The following is a 23,925-nucleotide window of genomic DNA, read 5'->3' on the forward strand; positions in this document are numbered from 1 at the left end:
ACATTACTACTTAAAATCCTCCTACTCGGAGGATTTTAGTTTTACCCGTGCCTGTGTAAGCAATGTTTCAGCTTTTGCCCCTAAATACACATATATCGCTAAAGCAATTAAAAGTCCCACCACTGCGAGCATCATCGCTATAGCTGGCATTAAATACTCTGATTGCCCCAATGCGGCTTTAAACATAGTGAGTAGTGCTTCTATTGATATAGCAATTAACACGGTAGAGATAAACCGGGTAATGGTGCGTCGTGTTGATGAGTGTCTAAAAATATCTTTATGCATGAGGATCTCTTCCTCAAGAATTGTTTTGCCAAGATCAAAGACGGCCAACGCTAACGTGATATAAATAATAATGCTAAAGGGTTCTAGGGGATCGGACGAACTATTTACGTGAGTTATTAATTCATAGATGTCGATAAATACGATGTTGAGTAAAAAAAGCACCAAACTAAATAAGCACGCCACAATAATGCCATAACCTGCTTTAAAATAAGGTGACATAGACGCGCGAGCAGTATCACCCATCACAAACTCAATAAGCTGCGTTAAACTTACATCAACAACTAAATAATGTTGATTATTGGTAGGTTTATTTAATTCTTTAATAGCAGATATACATAAATGGTTGGTCGCGATAGAAATATAAGGCGCAGTAAAACAAATAGCATTACAGGCTTTTACATTTAAAAAATAAGGCCGCTCACTTAAATCCTGATTATTGCCTCTCTGTGCCAATTTTTTATTGTATGCACGTTTAAAACAAACGTTATTGCCCTGTTGTGAGCCCTTCTCGTCCAAACAGTATTGTAATTCTAAAAAAGGATAATGCTTTGTTAAATAGCGCATATCACGATTATTAGCGATACCATCATCAATACTCATTAAAATTGATTCTAATAAGCTATGTATTATCTGCTCATATTCGTTATAGCGCTCTACACTACTGATATAACTCATTCTCGCCATAATTAGGCTCCATAAATAACCTAATCAATAGCTTAGCAAGTTTAAGACCATGAGTTAAAGTTAATGTAAATCAAGAGGTTGAATTAAACTCTTTGATGCCATTGCACTATTTTAGTGACAACTGCACACACTATTTCCCGCCACGCACAAAAAAGCAGCTGAGTATTTACTACTTAACTGCTTTTTATGTCTTGTTTATAAATTAGATAAACGCTTTCATCCGTAATGTAATTACTGAACTTTTGCGAACTCTTCTTTTGAAAGTTCACCGTTGCTATCAACATCTAAATCATCAAATAATTGAGCTAGTTGTGAGTTAGCTTGTGCTTCAGACTGGCTAATAACGCCGTCGCCATCAGTATCGAAAGAATCAAAGTCAACCGCAGCAAAAGCCGCTGAAGATGAAGCAAGAGCAATTAAAGTTAGGGCGTGGTGACCTTTTGTGATTAATTTTGCAGCAGCATGTTTGGTATTTAGGCAAGGCAGAGCCTATGTAGTGTGGTTGCTCCCCATAATTAGGCGATAACGCAGTGTAAATGCCAAACATGCACTGCCCAAAGGGTTCTTCCTAGGGACGATTAACTCTTTGTTGCTCGATTTTTACTTAGCCCACTAGGTTACAAATGTCGCGCCGCGATTAAATCGTCCCTAGATTGAACAAACTTCAATCTATAAAGGCCAGCACGCCCAAGTTTTAGTAAATGTTTTCATAATTAATCCTTAGGCTAAATGCCTTAATTAAAATGGTAAGAAGTCCTTTTCAAAGATCCTTAAGGGAAACTAGTACGCTGAAAATTCTTCTTTAGAAAGTTCACCATTACCATCTACATCTAGCTCTGCAAATTGCTCCATAAGCTGTGCAGCAACCGATGCCTCTGCTTGGCTGATGGTGCCACTGCCATCTACATCAAGCGTTTCAAAGTCTGTGCTTGCAAATACTGCAGATGAAGAAGCAAGCGCCATTAATACCAGTGTTGATTGTAACTTTTTCATAATATAATCCTTCAAAGTGTGCAATGTTCGTCAAATAAAAATAATTGGCTCAAAACTATCAACCTCATATCCTTGCGATTCTTTGTCATAGGCTCCCTTGCCTATTTAGGTTGTCTTGGGCAACTCAGAATCAGTGGTAGTATTGAGCACTAAAGCTGGTTACGCCTTAGAAAACTCTGCTTTAGATAACTCACCGTTTTGGTCAGTATCAAGCTCAGTAAACTGGCTCATAAGTGAGGCGTCAACTGATGCTTCAGCTTGGCTAATAGCGCCGTTGCCATCCACATCGAGTGTGTCAAAATCGGTTGCTGCAAAAGCCGCTGATGAAGAAGCTAAAGCCATTAATACCAGTGTTGATTTAAGTGTTTTCATAATGTAATTCCTTCATTAGGTTGTGCGATGAAGCGATGTGCTTTATCACGTTTTGCTAAATACAGCTTAGGTATTACAACTTCGATGCCATGTTTTTAAAGTTATTTAAAAACATGCAATTAGAATGATTTTGAAGCATTTTAATAAAAATAAACCATGATTTTGTTGCTTTTTAGCAACAACCACTGGGGCTGAAATAAATAAACATTTAAAATCAATAAGTTAAATTATAATAAAAAGAGACATGGGAATGAGAAAACCGGAAAAATCATGTTTAGAGCAGTTATGAGAATAAACCGACTCTGAACACATGCGCCATGCTTACTTTAACAATGTAAAATAGTACATATAACGCATTGAAATATAATAACTAAAATAATATTTAGATTATTTTTATAAAAACGTTTGAAGAATGATTTAAACACTATCGTTTTGTTGCCAAATGGCGAATTGGGATGAAAACAATCTGTATTAGAGGAGAGTCGCTAGCAATGTGTTGCTCTAAAAATCAATAAACTAGTCGCTCATACTCATAAAGGCTATGAGCATGAGCAATGTGTTTTACAAAGTCTGCTTTATTTCCAACCTTGCAGCCATTTTTGTTGATCTTTTAAATCGCGCCACTGGATTGGGTATTGGTTTTTTGACATTACCGCCTCAGTGATACATTCAATGACGTTGCCGTCTTCATCAAACTCAACCTCAACAATAATAAAATGTTTTTCCTTATTAATTGCTGGGATCGCTGTCCATTTACTATTAAGCAGTTTTTTAGGGTTTAATTTATTCATAATACGCCTTCTAAGTTTTCTGCTTGAACATACGCATCAGAGCCATTTTTAGTTTTATTAATCTAATATTCAAGACACTAATAACGTGCCTTTATACATTTGCATTTGGCAATGAAAAGCATATTCACCCACTTTAAGTGCCGGCAGCTCAACAGTGTTATTCTCACCCATAGCGAGCGTTTTACTGATATCGAGTGAAGGAAACACCACCGTTTCGGCGCATGGAGCGCTGTCTTGTCGATTAAACGTCAGCGTTACTTTTTTATCAGCAGCCACTTTAATATGGGCAGGATAATAAACGCCGTTATCAACCACTATCGTTATTTTGTTATTATTACTCTGCACTTGCTTAGGTTTGTATAGCCAAAACCAGTAAATAATAACCGCAATTAACAACGCGCCGAGTATATTGATCATCAACATAATGCTACTCCTATTTATAAAATTACGATTTACTGGGTTTAAAAAAGCGCAGGCGATTGGCGTTTGTGACCACAGTTAGTGATGACAACGCCATAGCAGCACCTGCAACAACCGGGTTGAGTAATATACCAAAGAATGGATATAACAGCCCCGCAGCAATTGGAATACCTGCCACATTGTAAATAAATGCACCAAATAAATTTTGCTTAATATTGACTATAGTGGCGCTACTAATAACAATGGCATCGCCAAGACTCTGTAATGAACCACGCATTAAGGTGATATCAGCGCTTTCTATCGCCACATCGGTGCCAGTGCCAATAGCAAACCCAACATCGGCCTGTGCCAATGCCGGCGCATCGTTTATACCATCACCCGTCATACCGACTATTTCACCTTTAGCTTGGCGTTTAGTTACTTCACTGGCTTTGTCATCAGGCATTACTTGGGCAATAAAGTCCTTAATACCGACTTTGTTAGCGACGGCTCTGGCGGTAGCTTGGTTATCACCGGTCAGCATAACAACATGGATACCTTTGTTTTGTAGACGTTTAATGGCCTCTGCTGAATCATCTTTTATCGGATCGGCTACCGCTATAATGGCTTGTAGTTGGGTATCAATGGCAAAATACATTGGCGTTTTAGCGGCGCTGGCTAATTGCTCAGCTTGCTCTTTTGCCTCTGCAATACTGATATTGTGTTGGCTCATAAGCGCTTCATTGCCAAACAATAAAGTTTGTCCATCAAATGTGCCTGTAACACCTTGCCCCGTCACAGCGTTAAAATCACTGACTTTTTCAATCGTAACATTTGCATTTTCAGCGTAATTCACAATAGCTTGCGCTAAAGGATGCTCAGAGCTACTTTCAAGACTAGCAGCAAGCTTTAGCACCTGTACTTTATCGCTGTCATTAAAATTAATGATATCGGTAACGGTGGGTTTTCCTTTGGTGATTGTACCTGTTTTATCTAAAATCATGGTGGTTATTTTAGAGGTGGTTTGCAGCGCTTCTCCATTGCGAATAAGTATTCCTGATTCAGCGGCTTTACCTATCCCAACCATAATTGACATAGGGGTTGCTAAACCCAGCGCACACGGACAGGCAATGATAAGCACCGTGGTCACGGCCACTACTGCATAAGCAATGCTCGGCTCGGGGCCAAAATTAAGCCAAGCAAGGCCCGCGAGCACGGCAATAATCATTACGGTAGGAACAAATACGCCGGATATTACATCGGCTAAACGCCCTATGGAGGGTTTTGAATTTTGTGCACGTTTAACCATATTAATAATAGTGGCAAGTGTGGTTTCACTGCCAATATGGGTGGCTTTAAATAGCAACGTGCCACTTTTATTAATGCTGCCTGCAACAACGGTATCGCTCTCACTTTTGTTAACAGGCATAGGCTCACCCGTGAGCATTGACTCATCCACTGAGCTGCTACCTTCAATGACTTCACCATCCACAGGGATTTTTTCACCGGGGCGTACACGCACAGTCTCGTTTTTTAGTACCTCACTAATAGCTATATCTTGCTCTTTGTTATCACGCACTACCCGAGCTGTTTTTGGCTGTAAACCAATTAAGCGTTTTATCGCCTCAGAAGTACGGCCACGGGCTTTTACTTCAAAGGCAAGGCCTAGGCTAATTAACCCGATGATCATCGCTGAGGCTTCAAAGTAAACATGCCTAGCCACCTCTGGTAACACGCTTGGCGCAATGACTACCACCATAGAATAAAACCACGCGGTACCTGTGCCCAAAGCAATCAGTGTATCCATATTGGCGGTGTGGTTTTTAAATGACTGCCATGCGCCGTTGTAAAATTGTTTACCCGCAATGACCATAACCACTAAAGTGACTATACCAACAATAAACCAGCCAATGCGCTGCGCGTTAGTGGTGACACTCATATCAAAAATAAGCCCATAAAGCATAAGCGGAGCGCCAACGCCTAGCGCTAATACCATATTACGCATTAGCTTTTTATAGTGTGCGTTATCGGCTTTGGCTTTTTCATCTAGCGCGTCTTGCTCCGACTCGCTATTGATTGGCTTAGCTTTGTAACCAATATTTTTGACTGCTTCAATCAGATCTGCTGATGGCGCATTGCCTTCAACTTGCACACTGCGATCAGCAAAGTTCATTTCAACACGCTGCGCACCAGATACACTTTTTAGCGCTTTTTCTATTTTTGCGACGCAGCTCCCGCAATTAGCACCTTCAATTATAAAATTTTGCACTGTGTCTTTATTGTTGCTCATTTTGCTTCCTCGGAACTAACTTGTTCGTTAAGGGGATCTACAAAGGTCTCAATTAAACTACATATATCGGCACTTACAGCACCATCGCTTGAGTTTTCCCACTGTTTTACCGCAGCTTGCATACGCGTTCTTAGTTTGAGTGTTTCTTGAAATAGTCGCTCTGTTTCTTCGAGCCGTTTAGTTATTAATTGTCGTGTCAGTGGGCATGGGCAATTGCCTTGCTCCGACTGCGCAATAATTTGCTGAATATCTTTAATAGAAAAACCAAGTTGCCGTGCACTAATAATAAATTTTAAGCGTTGTTGATCGGCAGCGGTATACACTTGATAGCCATTGCTTTGGCTACGAATGGGGTTAAGTAACTTTATACGCGTGTAGTGCCGCACTGTATCTTGGGTCACGCCCATGATTTTAGCTAGCTGTTTAACATACATAACTCACTCCATCGGGTTTTAGTAGTGACATAATAAACCTATGTGTAACACACAGGTCAACCGCTATTTTAAAACTCAGGGAATGCGTTATCGGCACATTAAATAAGTGATTACGTTTGCTTAAAGAAGAGGAAGAATACAGCAGTCACAAAATAGTGACTGCTAGAAAATGTAGACGTTATTTTGCTACGAGTTAGGTTAACTATAGTTTAATTTGCTTCGCTACGCGATTGTTTAAGTGCTTCACCTAGCTGCCCAGCAATTGCTTGGATCTCAGGCATGGCTTCTTGCACTAAAGATTGTGACATTTGCATAGACTGTTGCATCACTTGTGGCATTTTTCTCAAAATAGCTTGCCCTGACTCTGTTTTATAAAAATCGAGCATATCGCTAATCTCTTGCTCACTAAATTGCTTATCATAAAGGTTAACCATCATAGGCTGCATTTTTTGCCAGCTCATTTTGGTTTTTAGCACCTTAGTCATATCGGCATAATATTTATCAAATATTGGCTTTTCATCTGGCTTTACACCCATTTGCACCGACATATTTTGCATCATGCCCTCAACTTGCGCGTACATAGAGTCAACCATAGAGTCCATATTCATCACATTCACCAACTCATCTATCTTTTGTTGTTTAGCTGTTTGCGCTGCATATAAATTAGTTGAAAAAATAAGTAATGATAAAAGTAATACCTTACCCATATTAATATCCTTTTGTATTTGAATTAACGCCATAGTCACATGTTCAATATATGTTGTAAATGGGGCAAAGCCGAATCACATAATTCGGCTTTTAATGCTTTGTGTAGCATTGAATTAGTCTTTTTCTATATTATCGAGCCCTTTGGTTCCATCTTTGGCTTTTAACTTATGATGAATAGCGGTTTTAATCAGCATATAAGCACTAATAGGCGCAGTGATTAATAAAAAGGTAGTGATTAATATTTCTTTTACACTTAAACCACTGGCTGAGTTAGCAAAAAATACCATCGCAGCAGTCAGTACACTGGCCATACCTAATGTAGTTGCCTTGGTTGGCCCGTGTAAACGCATAAAAAAGTCGGGCAGTTTAATTAAGCCAATAGAGCCAATTAAAATAAATAACCCACCTAATAGCAGTAATATTGATACGATCCATTCACTTATCATTTTAATACCTTACTCAATTATATCGCCACGAAGTAAATACTTACACACTGCAACAGTACTAATAAAACCTAGCATGGCAATAAGTAATGCGGCCTCAAAATACATACCTGTGCCCATACTAATGCTATATAAAATAATAAGTGCAATCACATTAATGTACATTGTATCGAGCGCTAAAATACGGTCCGGTACTGAGGGGCCAATAATAAGTCGCCATAAATTGAGCATTAGCGATAACCCAACCATTGAAAAAACAATCAGCAATACTGTATCTAACATTGAAATATCTCCTTCAGCGGAGCTTCGTAGCGTACTTTAATTCGTTCAATTAGTGCTTGTTCATCGTCTAAATCTAACACATGAATTAACAAATAACGTTGCGTAGGGTTATCGTCATTATTTAGCGATTTTATAAGAGGGTACACCTCCGCACTGACTGTACCTGGTGTTAAAGACACACAACTAGCTAAAATTGTAATTGGCATTTCATGCATTAAATCTATCGGTACTTTAACAAAACCCGGGCGTAAATTTTTTGACGGGCCCATTATTAATAATGCCACCTGCAAATTAGCCACAATAATATCGTAAAGCACAATGAGTAACTGCTTAAACGCCAAGCCTGGCTTTAATATAAGCGGTTGAGGATCTCTAAATGACATGCTAAATAGAGGAATAAGTAGCGCAAGTAACGCCCCTAAAATAATATGCCCAACCGACACACTATTATTTAATAATAGCCATACTATAAATAAAAAAAGGCTACGGAACGGCGTAGGTAACCAACGAAAACGAGCTTCTAAGCGCATTACATACCTCCCTTGAGTACCGCATTGATACCACCACTAATATCGTGAAGTTGGGCTGCCGTCTCCAGTGCATATTGCGTTGCCGCATCACCAAAAACAACCAGCAAAATTGAACCAGCTAATAAACCAACAAGTGCTATAATTTGCAACGGGTGTGCATTGGCCACATCACCAGCCTCAGCACCTTTGTCTTTATTCTCCCAAAACAAGCTCGTTCCAGCACGTGATATAGCTACAATTAACGCTAAGCTCATAATTAAGTAAACAGGCCAAAATATCAATGCTTGCTCACTATTTAGGGTCGTTTTTAAAATCCAAATTTTGCCTACAAAACCCGAGAGTGGTGGCATACCAACCACAGTTAGCCCAGCAATAATAAAACACGCCCCCAATAAAAATGGTTGCTTAACTGCGCGCCCGCCTACCAACCTGTCGCCCGCTTTACCTCGCTGAATTGCAATTAAATCAGCTAACAAAAACAACGCCGCAGTAACTAAGGTTGAATGCACCAAGTAATAGAGTAGTGCTGCCGTCGCATTGATATTTTGCAGCGCGACTAATGCGACTAAAGTACCTACAGACACCAACACTAAATTCGCAGTAAGTTTTCGTAAATCTTGTGCTGCCAACACCCCTATCGCACCAATTACCATGGTTGCAATGGCCAACGCCCACAACCAAGACTGCGCCATATATTGAAGCTCACCGGCTTGCTCACCAAATATCACCGTATACACTCGCAAAGTAGTATAAACGCCGACCTTGGTCATAATTGCAAATAATGCAGCGACCACAGGTGTGGCACTTGCATAGGCATTAGGTAGCCATAAATGCAGTGGTAATAGTGCACTTTTAAGTGCAAATACCACAAGTAGTAGTAAGCCCCCCGCTTTTGCTAAATAAACGTCATCGCCGGTCAGCTGGGGGACTTTATTAGCCATATCTGCAATATTTAGAGTCCCTAGCACGCCATATAAAATTCCTAAACCAATTAAAAATACGCTTGAACCCACTAAATTTAAAATAACATAATGCAGTGAAGCGCGTGTTTTTGGTTTACCACCACCGTGCATTAGCAGTGCATATGAAGCAATTAATAGCACTTCAAAAAATACAAATACGTTAAATAAATCACCGGTTAAAAACGCACCATTCACGCCTAGTATTAAAAAGTGAACTAAAGGATGAAAAAAGCTACCTTGTTCGTCATCACCCGCACAGCTGTACGACACGACGCCTACGCCTAAAAAAGCTGCTAAAGTAACTAATAAAGTCGAGAGCATATCCGCAACAAGTACAATACCAAACGGTGCAGACCAGTTACCAATTGCATAAACGACAATACCATTGTCTTTAACTTGAATCAGCAGTAATACGGTTATTGCAAAGGTTAAAATAGCCATCAAGCTTGAGATTAATCGCCGTGCAAATAAACTTTTGCCACACGGTGGTAACAGCAAAATAATTGCCGTTAACATAGGCAGCAAAACAGGCAAAGATGCTAAATGCTGAATCATCTTCTCTCCTTGCGTTTACTTCTAGTTAAGGTACCGTCAACATGATCGTTACCTAAGTCAGCTCGTCCACGAATCGATAAAATAACCACAAACGCAGTCATGGCAAAACCTATTACAATGGCTGTTAATACCAAAGCTTGTGGCAATGGATCGGCGTAATCAGCACCAGTTCCTAGTACCACCGCTTTATTAATTGTTAAACGCCCAGATGAGAATAAAAACAAATTAACCGCGTAAGAAATCATAGTCAGCCCTAATACTACAGGGAATGTGCGGGCCCGTAGTAATAAGAACACGCCGCAGGTGACCAATACGCCAACGCATGATGCGTATAATAGTTCCATTAAATATTTACCTCTTCTTTCTCAGCATTTGCTGTCATGTTACCTAGGCTTGCAAGAATCATCAGTGTTGCACCAACAACGGTTAAATAAACGCCTAAATCAAAGACGATAGCACTGGCAAGCTCTGTTTTACCAACAAACGGAATATCAAAGTAATCAAACCACGTTGTTAAGAATGGTTTACCAAAGAACCAACTTCCCACACCAGTAAACATAGCGATAGCAATACCTGATGCGATAATTTTTCGATAGTTAACATCAAAGCGTTCATTTATCCACGCGGTACCATGTGCCATATATTGCAAAATAAAGGCAATAGAAGTTACAAGACCTGCAATAAATCCACCGCCTGGTAAGTTATGACCGCGTAAAAAGATATAAGCTGATACTAACAATGCCAATGGTAATAAGCTTTGTGAAATACAAGCCAATAAAATAGGATGACGGTCTTTAGACCACGGGCGCCCTTCACTATCTCTTGCAGGCATATAAAGCGGGATTCTTGATAGCAATTTAAATATCCCTAGCGCGGCGATACCAAGCACTATGATTTCACCAAGGGTATCAAACCCCCTAAAATCAACTAATATTACGTTAACAACATTAGTCCCTCCGCCCCCTGTTTTAGCATTAGCAACAAAGAACTCAGATATTGAATTATGTGGACGGGTTAGTAGTGCATAACAAATACTCGCAACTGTAACCCCAACAGCAGAAGCAATAGTAACATCACGTAAAATACGTAGTGAACTTGATTCTCTTGGTGTACTTTGCGGTAGGAAAAACAGCGCCAACATTAATAGTATAATAGTGGCTACTTCGACTGTAAGCTGTGTTAACGCCAAGTCTGGGGCTGAAAAACGCGTAAACGCTACCGACACCATTAACCCCACAATCGACAGCATTAATAACGACACCATGCGAATACGATGCCAAATAACAGTAGCAATAGCACCAATAATCAGTAACCCTGCACCAATAATATTTTGTATATCAACAGGTGTATTAGGGACACTACCAGCTAGCTGTTTCATTTCAAATAATGGCCAACCTGCACAAAGCAATACAACAGCCAACATTATAAAAACATAACGTTGTAATGAACCATTTTCAGTGGATTGAATTTTATTTTGACACCAATTAACCACACCCGCTAAAAAGCGCTCGAATATTTTTTTAGCATTAAAAGGTGGCAAAGATGCTTGGAACTGAAACAAATACTTACGATTAACGTAAATAAATAAACCACCAATAACCGCCATACCGCTCATGAGTAATGGTAAATTAAAACCATGCCAAATGGTTAACTTGTACTCAGGCATTGCTTGCCCAAGTACCGCCAATGAGGCTGCTGATAAAATTCCGTCAACCACAAAATGCGGAAAAATACCCACCAAAATACACAGTACCACTAAAATTTCGATAGGCACGCGCATATAGCGTGGCGCCTCATGAGGGGTGCGTGGTAAGTCTATAGGTTCACCATTAAAGAACACGTCATGAATAAAGCGCGACGAGTACGCTACAGACAATGCACCTGCTACAGTTGCCAGTACAGGAATTAACCACGACATAGAACCCAGCACTTGCTGATGCAACGTCTCAGCAAAAAACATTTCTTTAGACAAGAAACCATTTAATAACGGTACACCCGCCATGGCTGCTGCGGCTACCATCGCCAATGTAGCTGTATAAGGTAAGTAACGCCACATACCGTTAAGTTTACGCATATCACGAGTGCCCGTTTCATGGTCAATGATGCCCGTTGCCATAAATAACGATGCTTTAAATGTCGCATGATTAATAATATGGAAAATAGCTGCAACAGTTGCAAGCTCAGTGTCTAAACCTAATAAAAGAGTAATTAAACCTAAATGACTAATTGTGGAGTAAGCTAATAAACCTTTTAAGTCGTGTTTAAATAACGCAATATAAGCGCCAAATAAAAGCGTAGTCAAACCCGTTAAGCCAACCAATAAAAACCAGGTTTCAGTCCCTGCAAGTGCAGGGTAAAAGCGCGCAAGTAAAAATATACCTGCTTTTACCATAGTAGCTGAGTGTAAATACGCACTAACCGGCGTGGGCGCTGCCATAGCATGTGGCAACCAAAAATGAAATGGAAACTGTGCAGATTTAGTAAAGGCACCTAGCAACACTAGTACTAACGCAAGTTCGTATAAATCATGTGATTGAATAATCGCTTTGCTGGCCAAAATAGTGTCTAAATCGTAACTGCCTACAATATCGCCTATTAGCATTAAGCCACCGAGCAACGCTAAACCGCCTGCTCCTGTTACAGCTAATGCCATGCGCGCTCCCTTTCGCGCCTCTGATTTATGCCACCAGTAACTGATCAATAAGAACGAACTAATACTTGTTAACTCCCAAAACACCCATAACTGAATCACATTATTTGACATAACAATGCCCAGCATGGCGGTCATAAATAACATTAAGTAGCTAAATAGTTTTGGCAGTGAATCATTTTGACTCAGATAATAGCGAGCATACAAAACAACCAGCAGCCCTATACCTAAAATCATAAATAAGAACAGTAAACTCAAGCCATCTAAGCGCAGAGAGATATCAAGTCCTAAAGCAGGTATCCACTGTGCGCTAAAACGAATAGTCTCCCCCGCGAGCACCGCAGGAGCATGATAAAGTGTAATTGCAAGCGCAGCTAAAGGAGCAATGGCCGTTAGGCTCGTTGCCTTATTTCGAGAAAGTTTGCCGGTGCATGCAGAAATAACACTGCCTAATAAGGATAACAAGGGTATCCAGAGCAAAGTCATAATGAAGGGCCTTTTTGAATCATAAAGTTTATCAATTCGCTACTTGTTATTATTAAATACCAAAGTGACTTGGGTATACGTTTTACGTCTGTTTCTTAACAACATTAATACATATAGTTATACTGATAAACACTGTTTTTGTCTATAGAAAGCGCCTTTAGTGGGATGATAATTAAACAAAAAGGTCTATAAATTAATGAACTGGAAAAAATAAGCGCTAATTAGGAGCGTTTCTAACATGGTTATTTAACAATCATTTACCTCCTAAAATTACTCTATTTAATAATTAAAGCGGGGAAATAAATCAGCATGTTGCTCAATATGGGTTTGCCACAAAGCCCTATATTGTTCTGAAAGAGCGACCTGCTGATATTGCATAATAGACCACTGAGAGGAAGGCTTGTAAGCTACCCCTCCTTGCTGACAGCTTTTACTTTTATGCCACCCTTTTGGTGCCTCTTTGTGGTGAGCAATAAACAAGTTAGGGGCAACCAACCCCTCAAGCTGACATAGCCAAGCTTGCTTTTTTGCAGGTAAAGCATATTCATCTTCAAAACCGTTAAAATGCATCAATTCATGTAAAAATACTGCATAGCTTGCCCGCGAATTAATATGCATTAAACCATTACGCACATTCGCTGTACCTTGTTTGGGCATCATAATAACAAAATCGAACCCCTTGGGAAGCCTTGTCTTAAGCAATGATTTTTTCCAATCACACTGCGCAAACTTTGTTTTAGTGCTGTTACAAACGATAGCATTACCAACATAAACAGGTTTTGAAAAACAAAATGTATTATTATTGGGCTCTGGTTGTTGTGCGTATTTATTTCGAAAGCGATTAAGCCTAAATAAACCATCACGATGATCGCTCAGCATTAGCACATTAAATATGCATTGCGCTTGTATTTCAATTTGCTCGCTCGCTACTAAAAACCCTAACTTATTCATAAAAGATTGATTTAACGTTTCCAGTGGAGCTTGTTGCTGTAATTGCAGGTGATAAAAAGCATCGCCTTTAGGAAGCTTATTTTTGCGTTTTAATAGGGCTAAATCCTGCCAGCGATGTTGAGTGAGTAACATATTTGCCAGCTTTTTTTGTTGCACGAGTGATATTTTACTGAGGCTTGCCTGCCAAAATAACTTAGCGGTTTCAGTTTGTTTATTGCTTAATAATGATAACCCATATCCGTATTGTGCATGCGCAACTTTATTTCGCGCTAACCTTGCTAATGCACTGGGGGGTAATCGTAAAATATGGTCTGCAAAGTAACGAGGAAATTGCCAATAACTATCAATCACATTGGCTTTGGCGTGCAGTACTTGCCAAAAGCCAATGCTATTTTGTTTATTACTCGAGCCACTAATTAAGCTAGCACACAGTAATAAAACACTTATTTTAAAGAAATTAGCCAGCGTTTTCACTACTCATCAACTCAAGCTCCAAACGTGCGTATTTATGTTCAATAAACTCATTCACATTCGTTGATAGCGCTAATTTAAAGTAATCTGTTGCAATGTCTAATTCACCGGCAGCTTGATGCTGTTTAGCTAAATAAAAGTAAGCTTCACATAATCGCTGAGCATATTCTTGTTGTGAACTCACGCCATCGGCTATAACTGAAAAAAACTCCTTTTCAGTCACATCGCCTAAATATAAAGCAATAAGCTGATACGCCCATTCGTTTTCATCAAGAGCGGCAGCGTTAGCTTTTAACGTTGCAAGTGCTTGCGTTTTATCTTGTTCGGCATGCGCTAAATAAAGCCATAGCACACGATAAGGATCATTAGGAGAGCGCTGTAAAAATATATTAAAATCATCTTTAGCAAGCGTGGCTCTATCACCATAATATAATGCAATACCACGATTTAAATACGCATATTCATGTGCTTCGTTTAACTCTATCGCTGAATCAAAATACTCATATGCTTTTTCATATTGCTGCATTAAAGTGTGTTGAATGCCTAAAAAGTTATACACTTCGGCTAAGTCAGGTTTAAGTTGAACAGCGCGGTTAAAATCAATTCGCGATAGAGTTGTCATACCTAAACTATCAAAAAGCACTCCACGATCGTAATAAAGTTTTGCTTGTTGCTCTTCACTTAAGTCTGCCCTATTTAGTAGTTCAGAAAAACGAGCAATGGCAATTTCATTTCTAAAATCGGATGCAAGTGGCGCAGTAAATGGCACATTAATAATAGCAGCGGGTTTAGTAGTAGCCTGACAAGCGCTTAAAGACAAAATAGCAAAAGATGCCAAGGCTAAATGTTTGAGTCTCATTAAAATCCTTAATACCGAGGTAAGTAGCAAATAGATAAGACATAAGCTGTCTTGTAAGGTTCATTATTGTTATGTGTTACTTAACATCTTGAACATAATAGGTTGCTAACATTAAAACATAAAAAAAGGGGCTAAACAGCCCCTTTTTATACTATCCAGTAATTATCTGGATGAAAGATTAGCAATTACGCGTCTTTAGACTCGTCAGCTGCAGGTGCGGCTGATTCCATTGCTTCTTTAATACTTAGACGTACACGGCCTTGGCGGTCTACTTCTAGTACTTTAACTTTAACTTCTTGACCTTCACTAAGGTGATCAGCAACGTTGTTAACACGCTCTGCGCTGATTTGTGAGATATGCACTAGGCCATCTTTACCTGGAAGAATATTTACAAACGCACCGAAGTCAACGATACGTACAACTTTACCTTCGTAGATAGTCCCTACTTCAAGCTCAGCAGTTAATTGCTCGATACGGCTAATTGCATTTGCAGCACTTTCACCATCTGTAGCAGCAATCTTAATTGTGCCATCATCACCGATTTCAATCGTAGTACCTGTTTCTTCAGTAAGTTGACGGATAGTTGCGCCACCTTTACCAATTACTTCAGCAATTTTCTTCTGTGGAATTTGCATCGTGTAAATACGCGGAGCAAACATAGATAACTCTTCAGAAGGTGCAGAAATCGCTTCGTCCATTACGCCTAGAATGTGTAAACGAGCTGCTTTAGCTTGCTTAAGTGCAATCTGCATGATTTCTTGCGTGATACCTTCAATCTTGATATCCATTTGTAGGGCAGTGATACCGTTAGTTGTACCCGCTACTTTAAAGTCCATGTCACCTAAGTGATCTTCATCACCTAAGATATCTGAAAGTACTACAAAGTTTTCTTCTTCTTTAACTAAGCCCATTGCGATACCCGCAACAGAGGCCTTAATTGGTACACCTGCGTTCATAAGCGCTAGAGACGTACCACAAACAGATGCCATTGAAGATGAACCATTTGATTCAGTGATCTCAGATACAACACGAATTGAGTAAGGGAACTCAGTCAATGTTGGCATTACCGCTTGGATACCACGTTTAGCTAGGTTACCGTGGCCAATTTCACGACGCTTAGGAGAACCTACAAAACCCGTTTCACCTACACAAAATGGAGGGAAGTTGTAGTTAAGCATAAAGTGGTTTTTATGCGTACCCGTTAAATCATCGATTAACTGTGAGTCACGTTCTGTACCAAGTGTAGCTGTTACTAATGCTTGTGTTTCACCACGTGTAAAGATTGCAGAGCCGTGAGTACGTGGAAGTACGCCCGTCATTACATCTAGAGCACGGATCATATCTGGTTCACGACCATCGATACGTTTTTCGCCAGCAGCGATACGGCCACGAACGATTTTCTTCTCAAGTGAACCGAATACTTTACCAACTTCTTGCTTATCAAGCGTTTCGCCTTCAGCAAGTTCGCTTGTTAGTGCTTCAACTACGACATCTTTTGCCGCAGTTAATGCTTCTTTACGCGCTACTTTATCAGTAATGCGGTAAGCCTCGCCTACTTTGTCAGCGGCAAGAGCTGCTACTTTTTCTTCTAATGCAACGTTTTTCTCAGGTGCAGTCCAATCCCAAGTAGGCTTGCCTGCTTCTGCTTTAAATTCGTTGATTGCTTTGATGATTGACTGTGATTGCTCATGGCCGTATACAACCGCACCTAGCATGACGTCTTCAGAAAGTATGTCTGCTTCTGATTCAACCATAAGTACCGCGTTATCAGTACCTGCAACAACTAAATCAAGTTGGCTTTCTTCAAGCTCTTTTAGTGTCGGGTTAAGTACGTATTCACCATTGATGTAACCAACGCGTGATGCACCAATTGGACCGCTGAACGGGATACCAGAGATAGCAAGCGCTGCAGATGTACCAATCATCGCAACCATATCAGGTTGGATTTCAGGATTTACAGAAACAACAGTCGCAATAACTTGTACTTCGTTTACGAAACCAGCAGGGAAAAGTGGACGAATTGGACGGTCAATAAGACGTGCAATAAGTGTTTCGCCATCGTTAGGACGACCTTCACGCTTTAAGAAACCACCTGGAATACGACCTGCAGCGTACATACGCTCTTGGTAGTTAACTGTTAGTGGGAAAAAGTCTTGACCAGGTTGAGCTTCACGCTTACCAACAACCGTTACTAGTACCGACGTATCGCCAATGCTTGCTAGTACTGCGCCGTCAGCTTGACGCGCGATAGCACCTGTTTCTAGCGTCACAGTGTGTTGACCTAGTTGAAATTCTTTTATAATTGCTTGCACTTAAAATATTCCTTAAATGTATTTTTAGTATTAATTAAGTTTTCATCAAAGTACCAATTACAGTACATAATTGTATTCAGTTGGAAATCAATTAAGTACTACAATTGGCAATGATGTAAATAACCGTAAATAAACCTTTTTATCTACGCGCATAGTATATAACAAAGTTATGTAAAATTGCGAGCTTAGCACCAAGATAAAATAGTGCTTTCAGCAATGCCAAAAAAATTCCCTTTATGAAAAGCGATAGTATGGCTTTTATTCAATATTTCAAGGAGTTTACTGATAAGTACAGGAAGATGTGAGGAATTTTAGCTACAAAAAAAGGAGCTAAAAAGCTCCCCTTTTGATAATCAAGTTCTTAGCGACGTAGGCCAAGCTCTTTGATTAGCGCAGTGTAACGCGAGATATCTTTACCTTTAAGGTAATCAAGCAGTTTACGGCGAGTGCTTACTTTACGAAGCAGACCACGACGTGAGTGGAAGTCATGCTTGTGATCAGCGAAGTGACCTTGAAGCTTGTTGATATCAAAAGTAAGTAATGCTACTTGTACTTCAGGTGAACCAGTGTCGCCTTCAGCGCGTGCGAATTTAGCAATGATATCGATTTTTTCTTGATTGCTTAGTGACATAATAACTCCAAAAGTTAAATTTAATAGGTGCTTTAGCCGATCACTAATTCAGCCAAAACGATTAAGCGGGCGTATTCTACCAATTATCAGCATAACTACAAGCTAAAGTTTACTCTGGTTGTTGATTAGACAAGCCACGCTTTGATTTTAAATGGCCATCAGGATTACGTTCACCAGTGCCAATAAATACGCCATCGGCTACGACTTTAATGGCACCCTCTGGTAACACCTTGCCCAATACCAAAGCTTGGCCATGACTAAACGCAATACCTTGCTCTTTAGTAATTTCAACAACGGGTAAATCAACTAACGCGGTATCCATTGGCAATAATAATTCGTCAAGGTAAGAGGAAGGCGCAACGTCTTGTTCTTTCGCTTGATTTAATAACGCCTCTAGTTGCTCAAGCGTCACCATTTTGTCTGCAGGATAATGACCCACTGCTGAGCGATGTAACATAATTACATGTGCGCCACAGCCAAGATTCTCACCTAAGTCATCAACAATAGTACGAATATACGTACCTTTAGAGACATGCGCGGTCATTTGTATTTCGTTGTTTTGCTCATCAAACTCATCAAGCGTTAAGCTAAATACGTTAATTTTTCTGCATTTACGAGGAACTTCTATCCCTTCACGCGCATATTTATATAAAGGCTTGCCTTCATATTTCAGCGCTGAGTACATTGATGGGTATTGATCTGATTCACCTAAAAACTTAGCTATTTCTTCGCTTAGTAATTGGGAAGTGACATTAACCTCTCGCGTTTCGACCACTTCGCCATCAGAATCTGATGTAGTGGTACGTTCACCTAACTTTGCTCGCACAACATAAGTTTTATCTGTATCGAGTAAAAACTGGGTAAATTTTGTAGCCTCACCAAAACAAATAGGCAGCATACCGGTCGCAAGCGGATCAAGCGCACCTGTGTGCCCTGCTTTTTGCGCAAAATAAATACCTTTTGCCTGCTGCAGTGCTTTATTTGATGAAATGCCTTCTGGTTTGTTTAACAACAAAATACCATCAACTGGACGGCCTTTACTGCGTCTTGCCATTAGTCTTTAGTGCCTTCTTCGCTATCTGCTTCATCATTAACATGCTTAGCATTATCTTCACGAATGATAGAGTCCACTAAGTTAGAGATCCGCATCCCTTCCATTAATGAATTATCAACCACAAATTTAAGCTCAGGCATGATACGCGCACGAATACGTTTACCTAACAACGAACGGATATAACCGGTTGCTTCGTTAAGTACTTTGGCACTTTGTTTTGCTGCATTTTCATCTTCGGTGTTAAACACGGTAATGAAAACTTTGGCATAAGATAAATCGCGCGATACTTCTACCGCAGACACTGTCACCATACCTAAGCGTGGATCTTTAATTTCGCGTTGTAAAATCACTGCAATTTCTTTTTGAATTTGCTGAGCAACACGATCAGTGCGAGAAAATTCTCTCATTTCACTTTCCTATAATTATAACTTATTGAAAATTAATAATAAGCTAACTAAATAATGGATACACAAATGGGGGCTTAGCCCCCATTTAAAATCTTAGCATAGGTTATATTGGGCTATCGAGGTATCACCTTGAATGTCCAAAATAACCTAATCACAATTAAAGAGTACGTTGTACTTCAACTGTTTCAAATACTTCGATTTGGTCACCAACGCGAACGTCATTGTAGTTCTTAACGCCGATACCACACTCCATGCCGTTACGAACATCAGCAACGTCATCTTTAAAGCGACGTAATGACTCAAGTTCACCTTCGTAAATAACCACGTTATCACGAAGTACACGAATTGGTGCGCTACGCTTAATTGTACCTTCAGTAACCATACAACCGGCAATTGCACCAATTTTTGGAGACTTAAATACGTCACGTACTTCAGCAAGACCAATGATCTCTTGTTTAAACTCAGGCGCAAGCATACCAGACATGGCTTGCTTAACCTCTTCGATTAGCGAGTAAATTACGCTGTAGTAACGAAGATCTAGGTTTTCAGAATCAATCACTTTACGCGCTGATGCATCGGCACGAACGTTGAAGCCAACCACAATCGCGTTAGACGCTGCAGCAAGGGTTGCATCAGTTTCAGTGATACCACCAACACCAGAACCAACAATCTTCACTTTTACTTCATCAGTAGAAAGCTTAGTGAGTGAGTCTGAAATTGCTTCAATTGAACCTTGAACGTCTGCTTTGAGTACCACGTTAACTTCAGATACGTCGCCTTCAGTCATGTTAGTAAACATGTTTTCAAGCTTCGCTTTTTGTTGACGCGCTAATTTAACATCGCGGAATTTACCCTGGCGGTAAAGTGCCACTTCACGTGCTTTACGCTCATCTTTAACAACAGTGGCTTCGTCACCAGCAGCTGGAATACCAGACAGACCTAAAATCTCAACAGGTATAGAAGGGCCGGCAGACTTAATCTCTTTACCGTTTTCATCGCGCATTGCACGAACACGACCATATTCAAGACCACATAATACAATGTCACCTTGATTAAGCGTACCTGACTGAACAAGGATAGACGCAACTGGACCACGGCCTTTATCAAGACGTGATTCAATAACAACACCCGCAGCCATACCTTCAGTCGGCGCATTTAACTCTAAAAGCTCAGATTGCATTAATACAGCTTCAAGCAGGTCATCAATACCTAGACCTGTTTTAGCTGAGATATGCACGTACTGCGTATCGCCGCCCCACTCTTCTGGGATAACGTCTAGCTGAGCTAGCTCGTTTTTAACGCGATCAGGATCTGCGCCTTCTTTATCCATTTTGTTAACAGCAATGATTAAAGGAACGCCAGCTGCGCGAGCATGCTGTACTGCTTCTTTAGTTTGTGGCATTACGCCATCATCAGCTGCAACCACTAGGATTACGATATCAGTCGCTTTTGCACCACGAGCACGCATTGATGTAAATGCGGCGTGACCTGGAGTATCTAAGAAAGTGATCATGTTACCGTTAGTTTCAACGTGGTATGCACCAATGTGCTGTGTAATACCACCGGCTTCGCCTGATGCAACTTTAGCGGAACGAATGTAATCAAGCGTTGATGTTTTACCGTGGTCAACGTGACCCATAACAGTAACAACAGGAGCACGTGGCTCTGACTTACCATCTTCATGGCGGTCATTAAGTACTGTTTGCTCTAATTCGTTTTCTTTAACGATGATAACTTTATGGCCCATTTCTTCTGCTACAAGTTGAGCAGTTTCTTGGTCAATAACTTGGTTAATAGTAACCATGTCACCCATTTTCATCATAGTTTTTACAACTTCAGCGCCTTTAACGGCCATGCGTGATGCAAGCTCAGCAACTGTAATTGTTTCACTAATACGCACTTCGTTTTTAACATCAGCCGTTGGTTTTTGGAAACCGTGCTGTAATGACGCTGGCGCTTTTAGCTTACCTTTTTTACCTTTAGACGCTGTAAATTTATCTTTAGCTGGCGCTTTTTTCTTTTTCTTCGCACGGCGTGAGCCTTGCTCTTCGCGAGCATCAGCTACATCTTCTGCTTCACGTGCGTAAGTTGAAGTCGTAAGGTGGTGATCTGCGGTTTCTTCGCGTTTCTTACGTTCTTCTTCTTCTTTCTTCCAGCGTGCTGAGTTCTCTTCAGCTAGCTTTCTTGCCTCTTCTGCTTGACGTTTCGCTTCTTCTTCAGCTTTCTTCAATGCGGCCTCTTCTGCTTCTTTTTGCAGACGCTCAGCTTCGATGCGATCTTTCTCAGACTTAGCACTTTGCTCAGGGGTCATCTGCTGTTGTTTCGCTTTACGCTCAGCATCTGCTTTGCGTTTAGCTTCTTCTTTGGCTTTACGATCAGCGTCTTCTTTCGCTTTACGTTCTGCCTCTTGTTTTGCCTTTAATTCAGCCGCGGCTTGTTCAGCTTTTTGCTGCTCTTCAAGACGTGCTTTTTCTTCAGCGGCTAGACGTTGCTGTTCTTGTTCTTGCTCAACAGCACTTTTTTTCACGTAAGTGCGTGTTTTACGAACTTCAACTTGCACAGCTTTTGCTTTACCCGTAGAGCCCGTCACACTTAATGTGCTTTTGCTCTTACGTTGCAATGTCATGCGAGCAGGGCCTTCAGAGCCCGTGCCACCATGTTGCTTGCTTAAGTGATCAAGTAACGTCGCTTTTTCAGCTTCAGTTACGTTATCGCCTGCTTGTTTAGTGATACCGGCTTGTGAAAACTGCTGTAGTAATTTATCAACAGTTGTACCTATATCACCGGCTAGTTTTTCAACATTTACTTCTGCCATAGTCTCTAATACCTCCGTTAATAAATTACTCGTCTGCAAACCAACAAATATTACGTGCAGCCATAATTAGCTCGCCCGCTTTCTCTGAAGATAGCTCTGTAATATCTACAAGCTCATCAATGCCTTGCTCAGCTAAGTCTTCAAGTGTTACTACACCCTTACTTGCCATAACAAATGCTAAATGACGCTCTAAGCCTTCAAGCGCAAGTAAGTCTTCAGCAGGCTCTGCGCCTTCTAAGCTTTCTTCCGTTTTAAGGGCTTTCGTTGTTAATGCATCTTTTGCACGTGAACGTAATACGTCCACTATTTCTTCATCTAGACCATCAATTTCTAAAAACTCAGAAGCCGGTACATACGCAACTTCTTCAAGTGTTGAGAAACCTTCGTTGATAAGTAATGACGCAAACTCGTCATCTATATCTAAGTTTTCAGTGAATAAGTTAATCAACTTATCTGACTCGGCTTCGTTCTTAGCACGCATTTCGTCAACTGTCATTACGTTTAGTTCCCAACCAGTTAACTGGCTTGCTAAACGGACGTTTTGACCATTACGACCAATTGCTTGTGCTAGGTTATCAGCTTCAACAGCAATATCCATTGAGTGAGTATCTTCATCCATTACGATTGAAGCCACTTCTGCAGGTGCCATTGCGTTAATAACAAACTGCGCTGGGTTGTCATCGTAAAGTACGATATCAACACGCTCACCGCCAAGTTCTGACGATACCGCTTGAACACGTGCGCCACGCATACCAACACACGCACCTACAGGGTCAATACGTTTATCGTTAGATTTAACCGCGATTTTAGCGCGTGAACCGGGATCACGTGCTGCAGCACGTAATTCAATCATTTCTTCGCCAATCTCTGGCACCTCAATGCGGAATAATTCCATCAGCATTTCTGGTTTAGAGCGGGTTACAAATAATTGTGCGCCGCGTGCTTCAGGCTTAACTTCATATAAAAGGCCGCGGATACGATCACCCGGGCGGAAGTTTTCTCGTGGCAGCATATCGTCACGATAAATAACGGCTTCTGCGTTGTTACCTAAATCAAGTACGATTGCATCACGGGTTGCTTTTTTAACAACACCCGTTACTAGCTCGCCTTCTTGATCTTTATACGCTTCAACGACTAAGGCACGCTCTGCTTCACGTACTTTTTGTACGATTACTTGCTTAGCCATTTGTGTTGTTATGCGGTCAAATTTAATTGATTCAATCTGCTCTTCTACGTAGTCGCCCAATTTTAAGTCAGGCTCTTCAACCTGAGCAGCTTCTAACGTAATTTCGCTGTACGGATTCTCTAAAGAGCCGTCTTCTAATACTGCAGCAATTTGCCAGCGACGGAAGGTATCGTAATCACCGGTTTTACGGTCAATTGCAACACGCACATCAATTTCACCATCATGCTTTTTCTTTGTCGCTGTCGCTAATGCGAACTCTAGAGCTTCAAAAATTTTTTCTTTTGGAACCGCTTTCTCATTGGAAACGGCTTCAGCAACCAATAATATCTCTTTTGCCATGGGTAATGCCTCGCTTGCCCTATTCCTTCGCACTCG

Annotated in this window: 23 protein-coding genes; all 23 read right to left on the reverse strand. The window is 40.6% G+C overall.

Annotated features, from left to right (window positions below):
- Nucleotides 1-21: 21 nt before the first annotated feature.
- On the reverse strand, nucleotides 22-969 hold the full coding sequence (locus tag KG708_RS06360; protein ID WP_213608609.1) for a general glycosylation pathway protein: 948 nt from the start codon (nucleotides 967-969) through the stop codon (nucleotides 22-24).
- A 231-nt stretch (nucleotides 970-1,200) separates the two neighbouring features.
- Nucleotides 1,201-1,416: a calmodulin gene (locus KG708_RS06365; protein ID WP_213609317.1), complete on the reverse strand. Its 216-nt coding sequence runs from the start codon at nucleotides 1,414-1,416 to the stop codon at nucleotides 1,201-1,203.
- A gap of 333 nt (nucleotides 1,417-1,749) precedes the next feature.
- Complete coding sequence (locus KG708_RS06370; protein ID WP_213608610.1) at nucleotides 1,750-1,962, reverse strand: calmodulin; 213 nt, start codon at nucleotides 1,960-1,962, stop codon at nucleotides 1,750-1,752.
- 159 nt (nucleotides 1,963-2,121) lie between these two features.
- Entirely contained in the window at nucleotides 2,122-2,334 is a 213-nt protein-coding gene (locus KG708_RS06375) for a calmodulin (protein WP_008467122.1), read from the reverse strand.
- Nucleotides 2,335-2,909: 575 nt separating this feature from the next.
- Entirely contained in the window at nucleotides 2,910-3,125 is a 216-nt protein-coding gene (locus KG708_RS06380; RefSeq protein WP_008467123.1) for a TIGR02450 family Trp-rich protein, read from the reverse strand.
- A gap of 69 nt (nucleotides 3,126-3,194) precedes the next feature.
- Nucleotides 3,195-3,548, reverse strand: a complete 354-nt coding sequence (locus tag KG708_RS06385) for a cupredoxin domain-containing protein (RefSeq protein WP_013464550.1) — start codon at nucleotides 3,546-3,548, stop codon at nucleotides 3,195-3,197.
- Nucleotides 3,549-3,570: 22 nt separating this feature from the next.
- Nucleotides 3,571-5,814: a heavy metal translocating P-type ATPase gene (locus KG708_RS06390; RefSeq protein ID WP_213608611.1), complete on the reverse strand. Its 2,244-nt coding sequence runs from the start codon at nucleotides 5,812-5,814 to the stop codon at nucleotides 3,571-3,573.
- Entirely contained in the window at nucleotides 5,811-6,248 is a 438-nt protein-coding gene (locus tag KG708_RS06395) for a MerR family transcriptional regulator (protein WP_213608612.1), read from the reverse strand. The genes KG708_RS06390 and KG708_RS06395 overlap by 4 nt, the downstream gene beginning before the upstream one ends.
- Nucleotides 6,249-6,457: 209 nt before the next feature.
- Nucleotides 6,458-6,955, reverse strand: coding sequence for a DUF2059 domain-containing protein (locus KG708_RS06400; protein WP_213608613.1), 498 nt, complete (start codon nucleotides 6,953-6,955; stop codon nucleotides 6,458-6,460).
- Nucleotides 6,956-7,069: 114 nt separating this feature from the next.
- The gene (locus KG708_RS06405) at nucleotides 7,070-7,402 is read right to left on the reverse strand and encodes a Na+/H+ antiporter subunit G (protein ID WP_213608614.1); all 333 of its coding nucleotides are present in this window, start codon (nucleotides 7,400-7,402) and stop codon (nucleotides 7,070-7,072) included.
- 9 nt (nucleotides 7,403-7,411) lie between these two features.
- On the reverse strand, nucleotides 7,412-7,681 hold the full coding sequence (locus KG708_RS06410; RefSeq protein WP_213608615.1) for a K+/H+ antiporter subunit F: 270 nt from the start codon (nucleotides 7,679-7,681) through the stop codon (nucleotides 7,412-7,414).
- On the reverse strand, nucleotides 7,675-8,211 hold the full coding sequence (locus KG708_RS06415; protein ID WP_213608616.1) for a Na+/H+ antiporter subunit E: 537 nt from the start codon (nucleotides 8,209-8,211) through the stop codon (nucleotides 7,675-7,677). The genes KG708_RS06410 and KG708_RS06415 overlap by 7 nt, the downstream gene beginning before the upstream one ends.
- Entirely contained in the window at nucleotides 8,211-9,728 is a 1,518-nt protein-coding gene (locus KG708_RS06420; RefSeq protein WP_213608617.1) for a monovalent cation/H+ antiporter subunit D, read from the reverse strand. The genes KG708_RS06415 and KG708_RS06420 overlap by 1 nt, the downstream gene beginning before the upstream one ends.
- Nucleotides 9,725-10,072, reverse strand: coding sequence for a Na+/H+ antiporter subunit C (locus KG708_RS06425; protein ID WP_213608618.1), 348 nt, complete (start codon nucleotides 10,070-10,072; stop codon nucleotides 9,725-9,727). Before KG708_RS06425 ends, KG708_RS06420 begins: the two co-directional genes overlap by 4 nt.
- Nucleotides 10,072-12,864: a monovalent cation/H+ antiporter subunit A gene (locus tag KG708_RS06430; RefSeq protein ID WP_213608619.1), complete on the reverse strand. Its 2,793-nt coding sequence runs from the start codon at nucleotides 12,862-12,864 to the stop codon at nucleotides 10,072-10,074. Before KG708_RS06430 ends, KG708_RS06425 begins: the two co-directional genes overlap by 1 nt.
- A 279-nt stretch (nucleotides 12,865-13,143) precedes the next feature.
- Nucleotides 13,144-14,289 carry a hypothetical protein gene (locus tag KG708_RS06435; protein ID WP_213608620.1) on the reverse strand — a complete coding sequence of 382 codons (1,146 nt, stop codon included), beginning with the start codon at nucleotides 14,287-14,289 and terminating at the stop codon, nucleotides 13,144-13,146.
- The gene (gene nlpI / locus KG708_RS06440) at nucleotides 14,273-15,145 is read right to left on the reverse strand and encodes a lipoprotein NlpI (protein WP_213608621.1); all 873 of its coding nucleotides are present in this window, start codon (nucleotides 15,143-15,145) and stop codon (nucleotides 14,273-14,275) included. The genes KG708_RS06435 and nlpI overlap by 17 nt, the downstream gene beginning before the upstream one ends.
- A gap of 185 nt (nucleotides 15,146-15,330) precedes the next feature.
- The gene (gene pnp / locus KG708_RS06445; protein ID WP_213608622.1) at nucleotides 15,331-17,457 is read right to left on the reverse strand and encodes a polyribonucleotide nucleotidyltransferase; all 2,127 of its coding nucleotides are present in this window, start codon (nucleotides 17,455-17,457) and stop codon (nucleotides 15,331-15,333) included.
- A 361-nt stretch (nucleotides 17,458-17,818) separates the two neighbouring features.
- On the reverse strand, nucleotides 17,819-18,088 hold the full coding sequence (rpsO, locus tag KG708_RS06450) for a 30S ribosomal protein S15 (protein WP_006793376.1): 270 nt from the start codon (nucleotides 18,086-18,088) through the stop codon (nucleotides 17,819-17,821).
- A gap of 109 nt (nucleotides 18,089-18,197) precedes the next feature.
- Nucleotides 18,198-19,142 (reverse strand): tRNA pseudouridine(55) synthase TruB, encoded by a 945-nt coding sequence (gene truB, locus KG708_RS06455; protein WP_213608623.1) that lies wholly within the window; start codon nucleotides 19,140-19,142, stop codon nucleotides 18,198-18,200.
- A complete protein-coding gene (rbfA, locus tag KG708_RS06460) occupies nucleotides 19,142-19,549 on the reverse strand; it encodes a 30S ribosome-binding factor RbfA (protein WP_213608624.1) in 408 nt (135 codons plus the stop codon). The genes truB and rbfA overlap by 1 nt, the downstream gene beginning before the upstream one ends.
- A gap of 157 nt (nucleotides 19,550-19,706) precedes the next feature.
- Entirely contained in the window at nucleotides 19,707-22,364 is a 2,658-nt protein-coding gene (infB, locus tag KG708_RS06465) for a translation initiation factor IF-2 (RefSeq protein ID WP_213608625.1), read from the reverse strand.
- Between the two features lie 25 nt (nucleotides 22,365-22,389).
- Nucleotides 22,390-23,889: a transcription termination factor NusA gene (nusA, locus tag KG708_RS06470; protein ID WP_213608626.1), complete on the reverse strand. Its 1,500-nt coding sequence runs from the start codon at nucleotides 23,887-23,889 to the stop codon at nucleotides 22,390-22,392.
- Nucleotides 23,890-23,925: the final 36 nt, after the last annotated feature.

This window comes from Pseudoalteromonas sp., from assembly GCF_018402495.1.
Classification (GTDB): domain Bacteria; phylum Pseudomonadota; class Gammaproteobacteria; order Enterobacterales; family Alteromonadaceae; genus Pseudoalteromonas.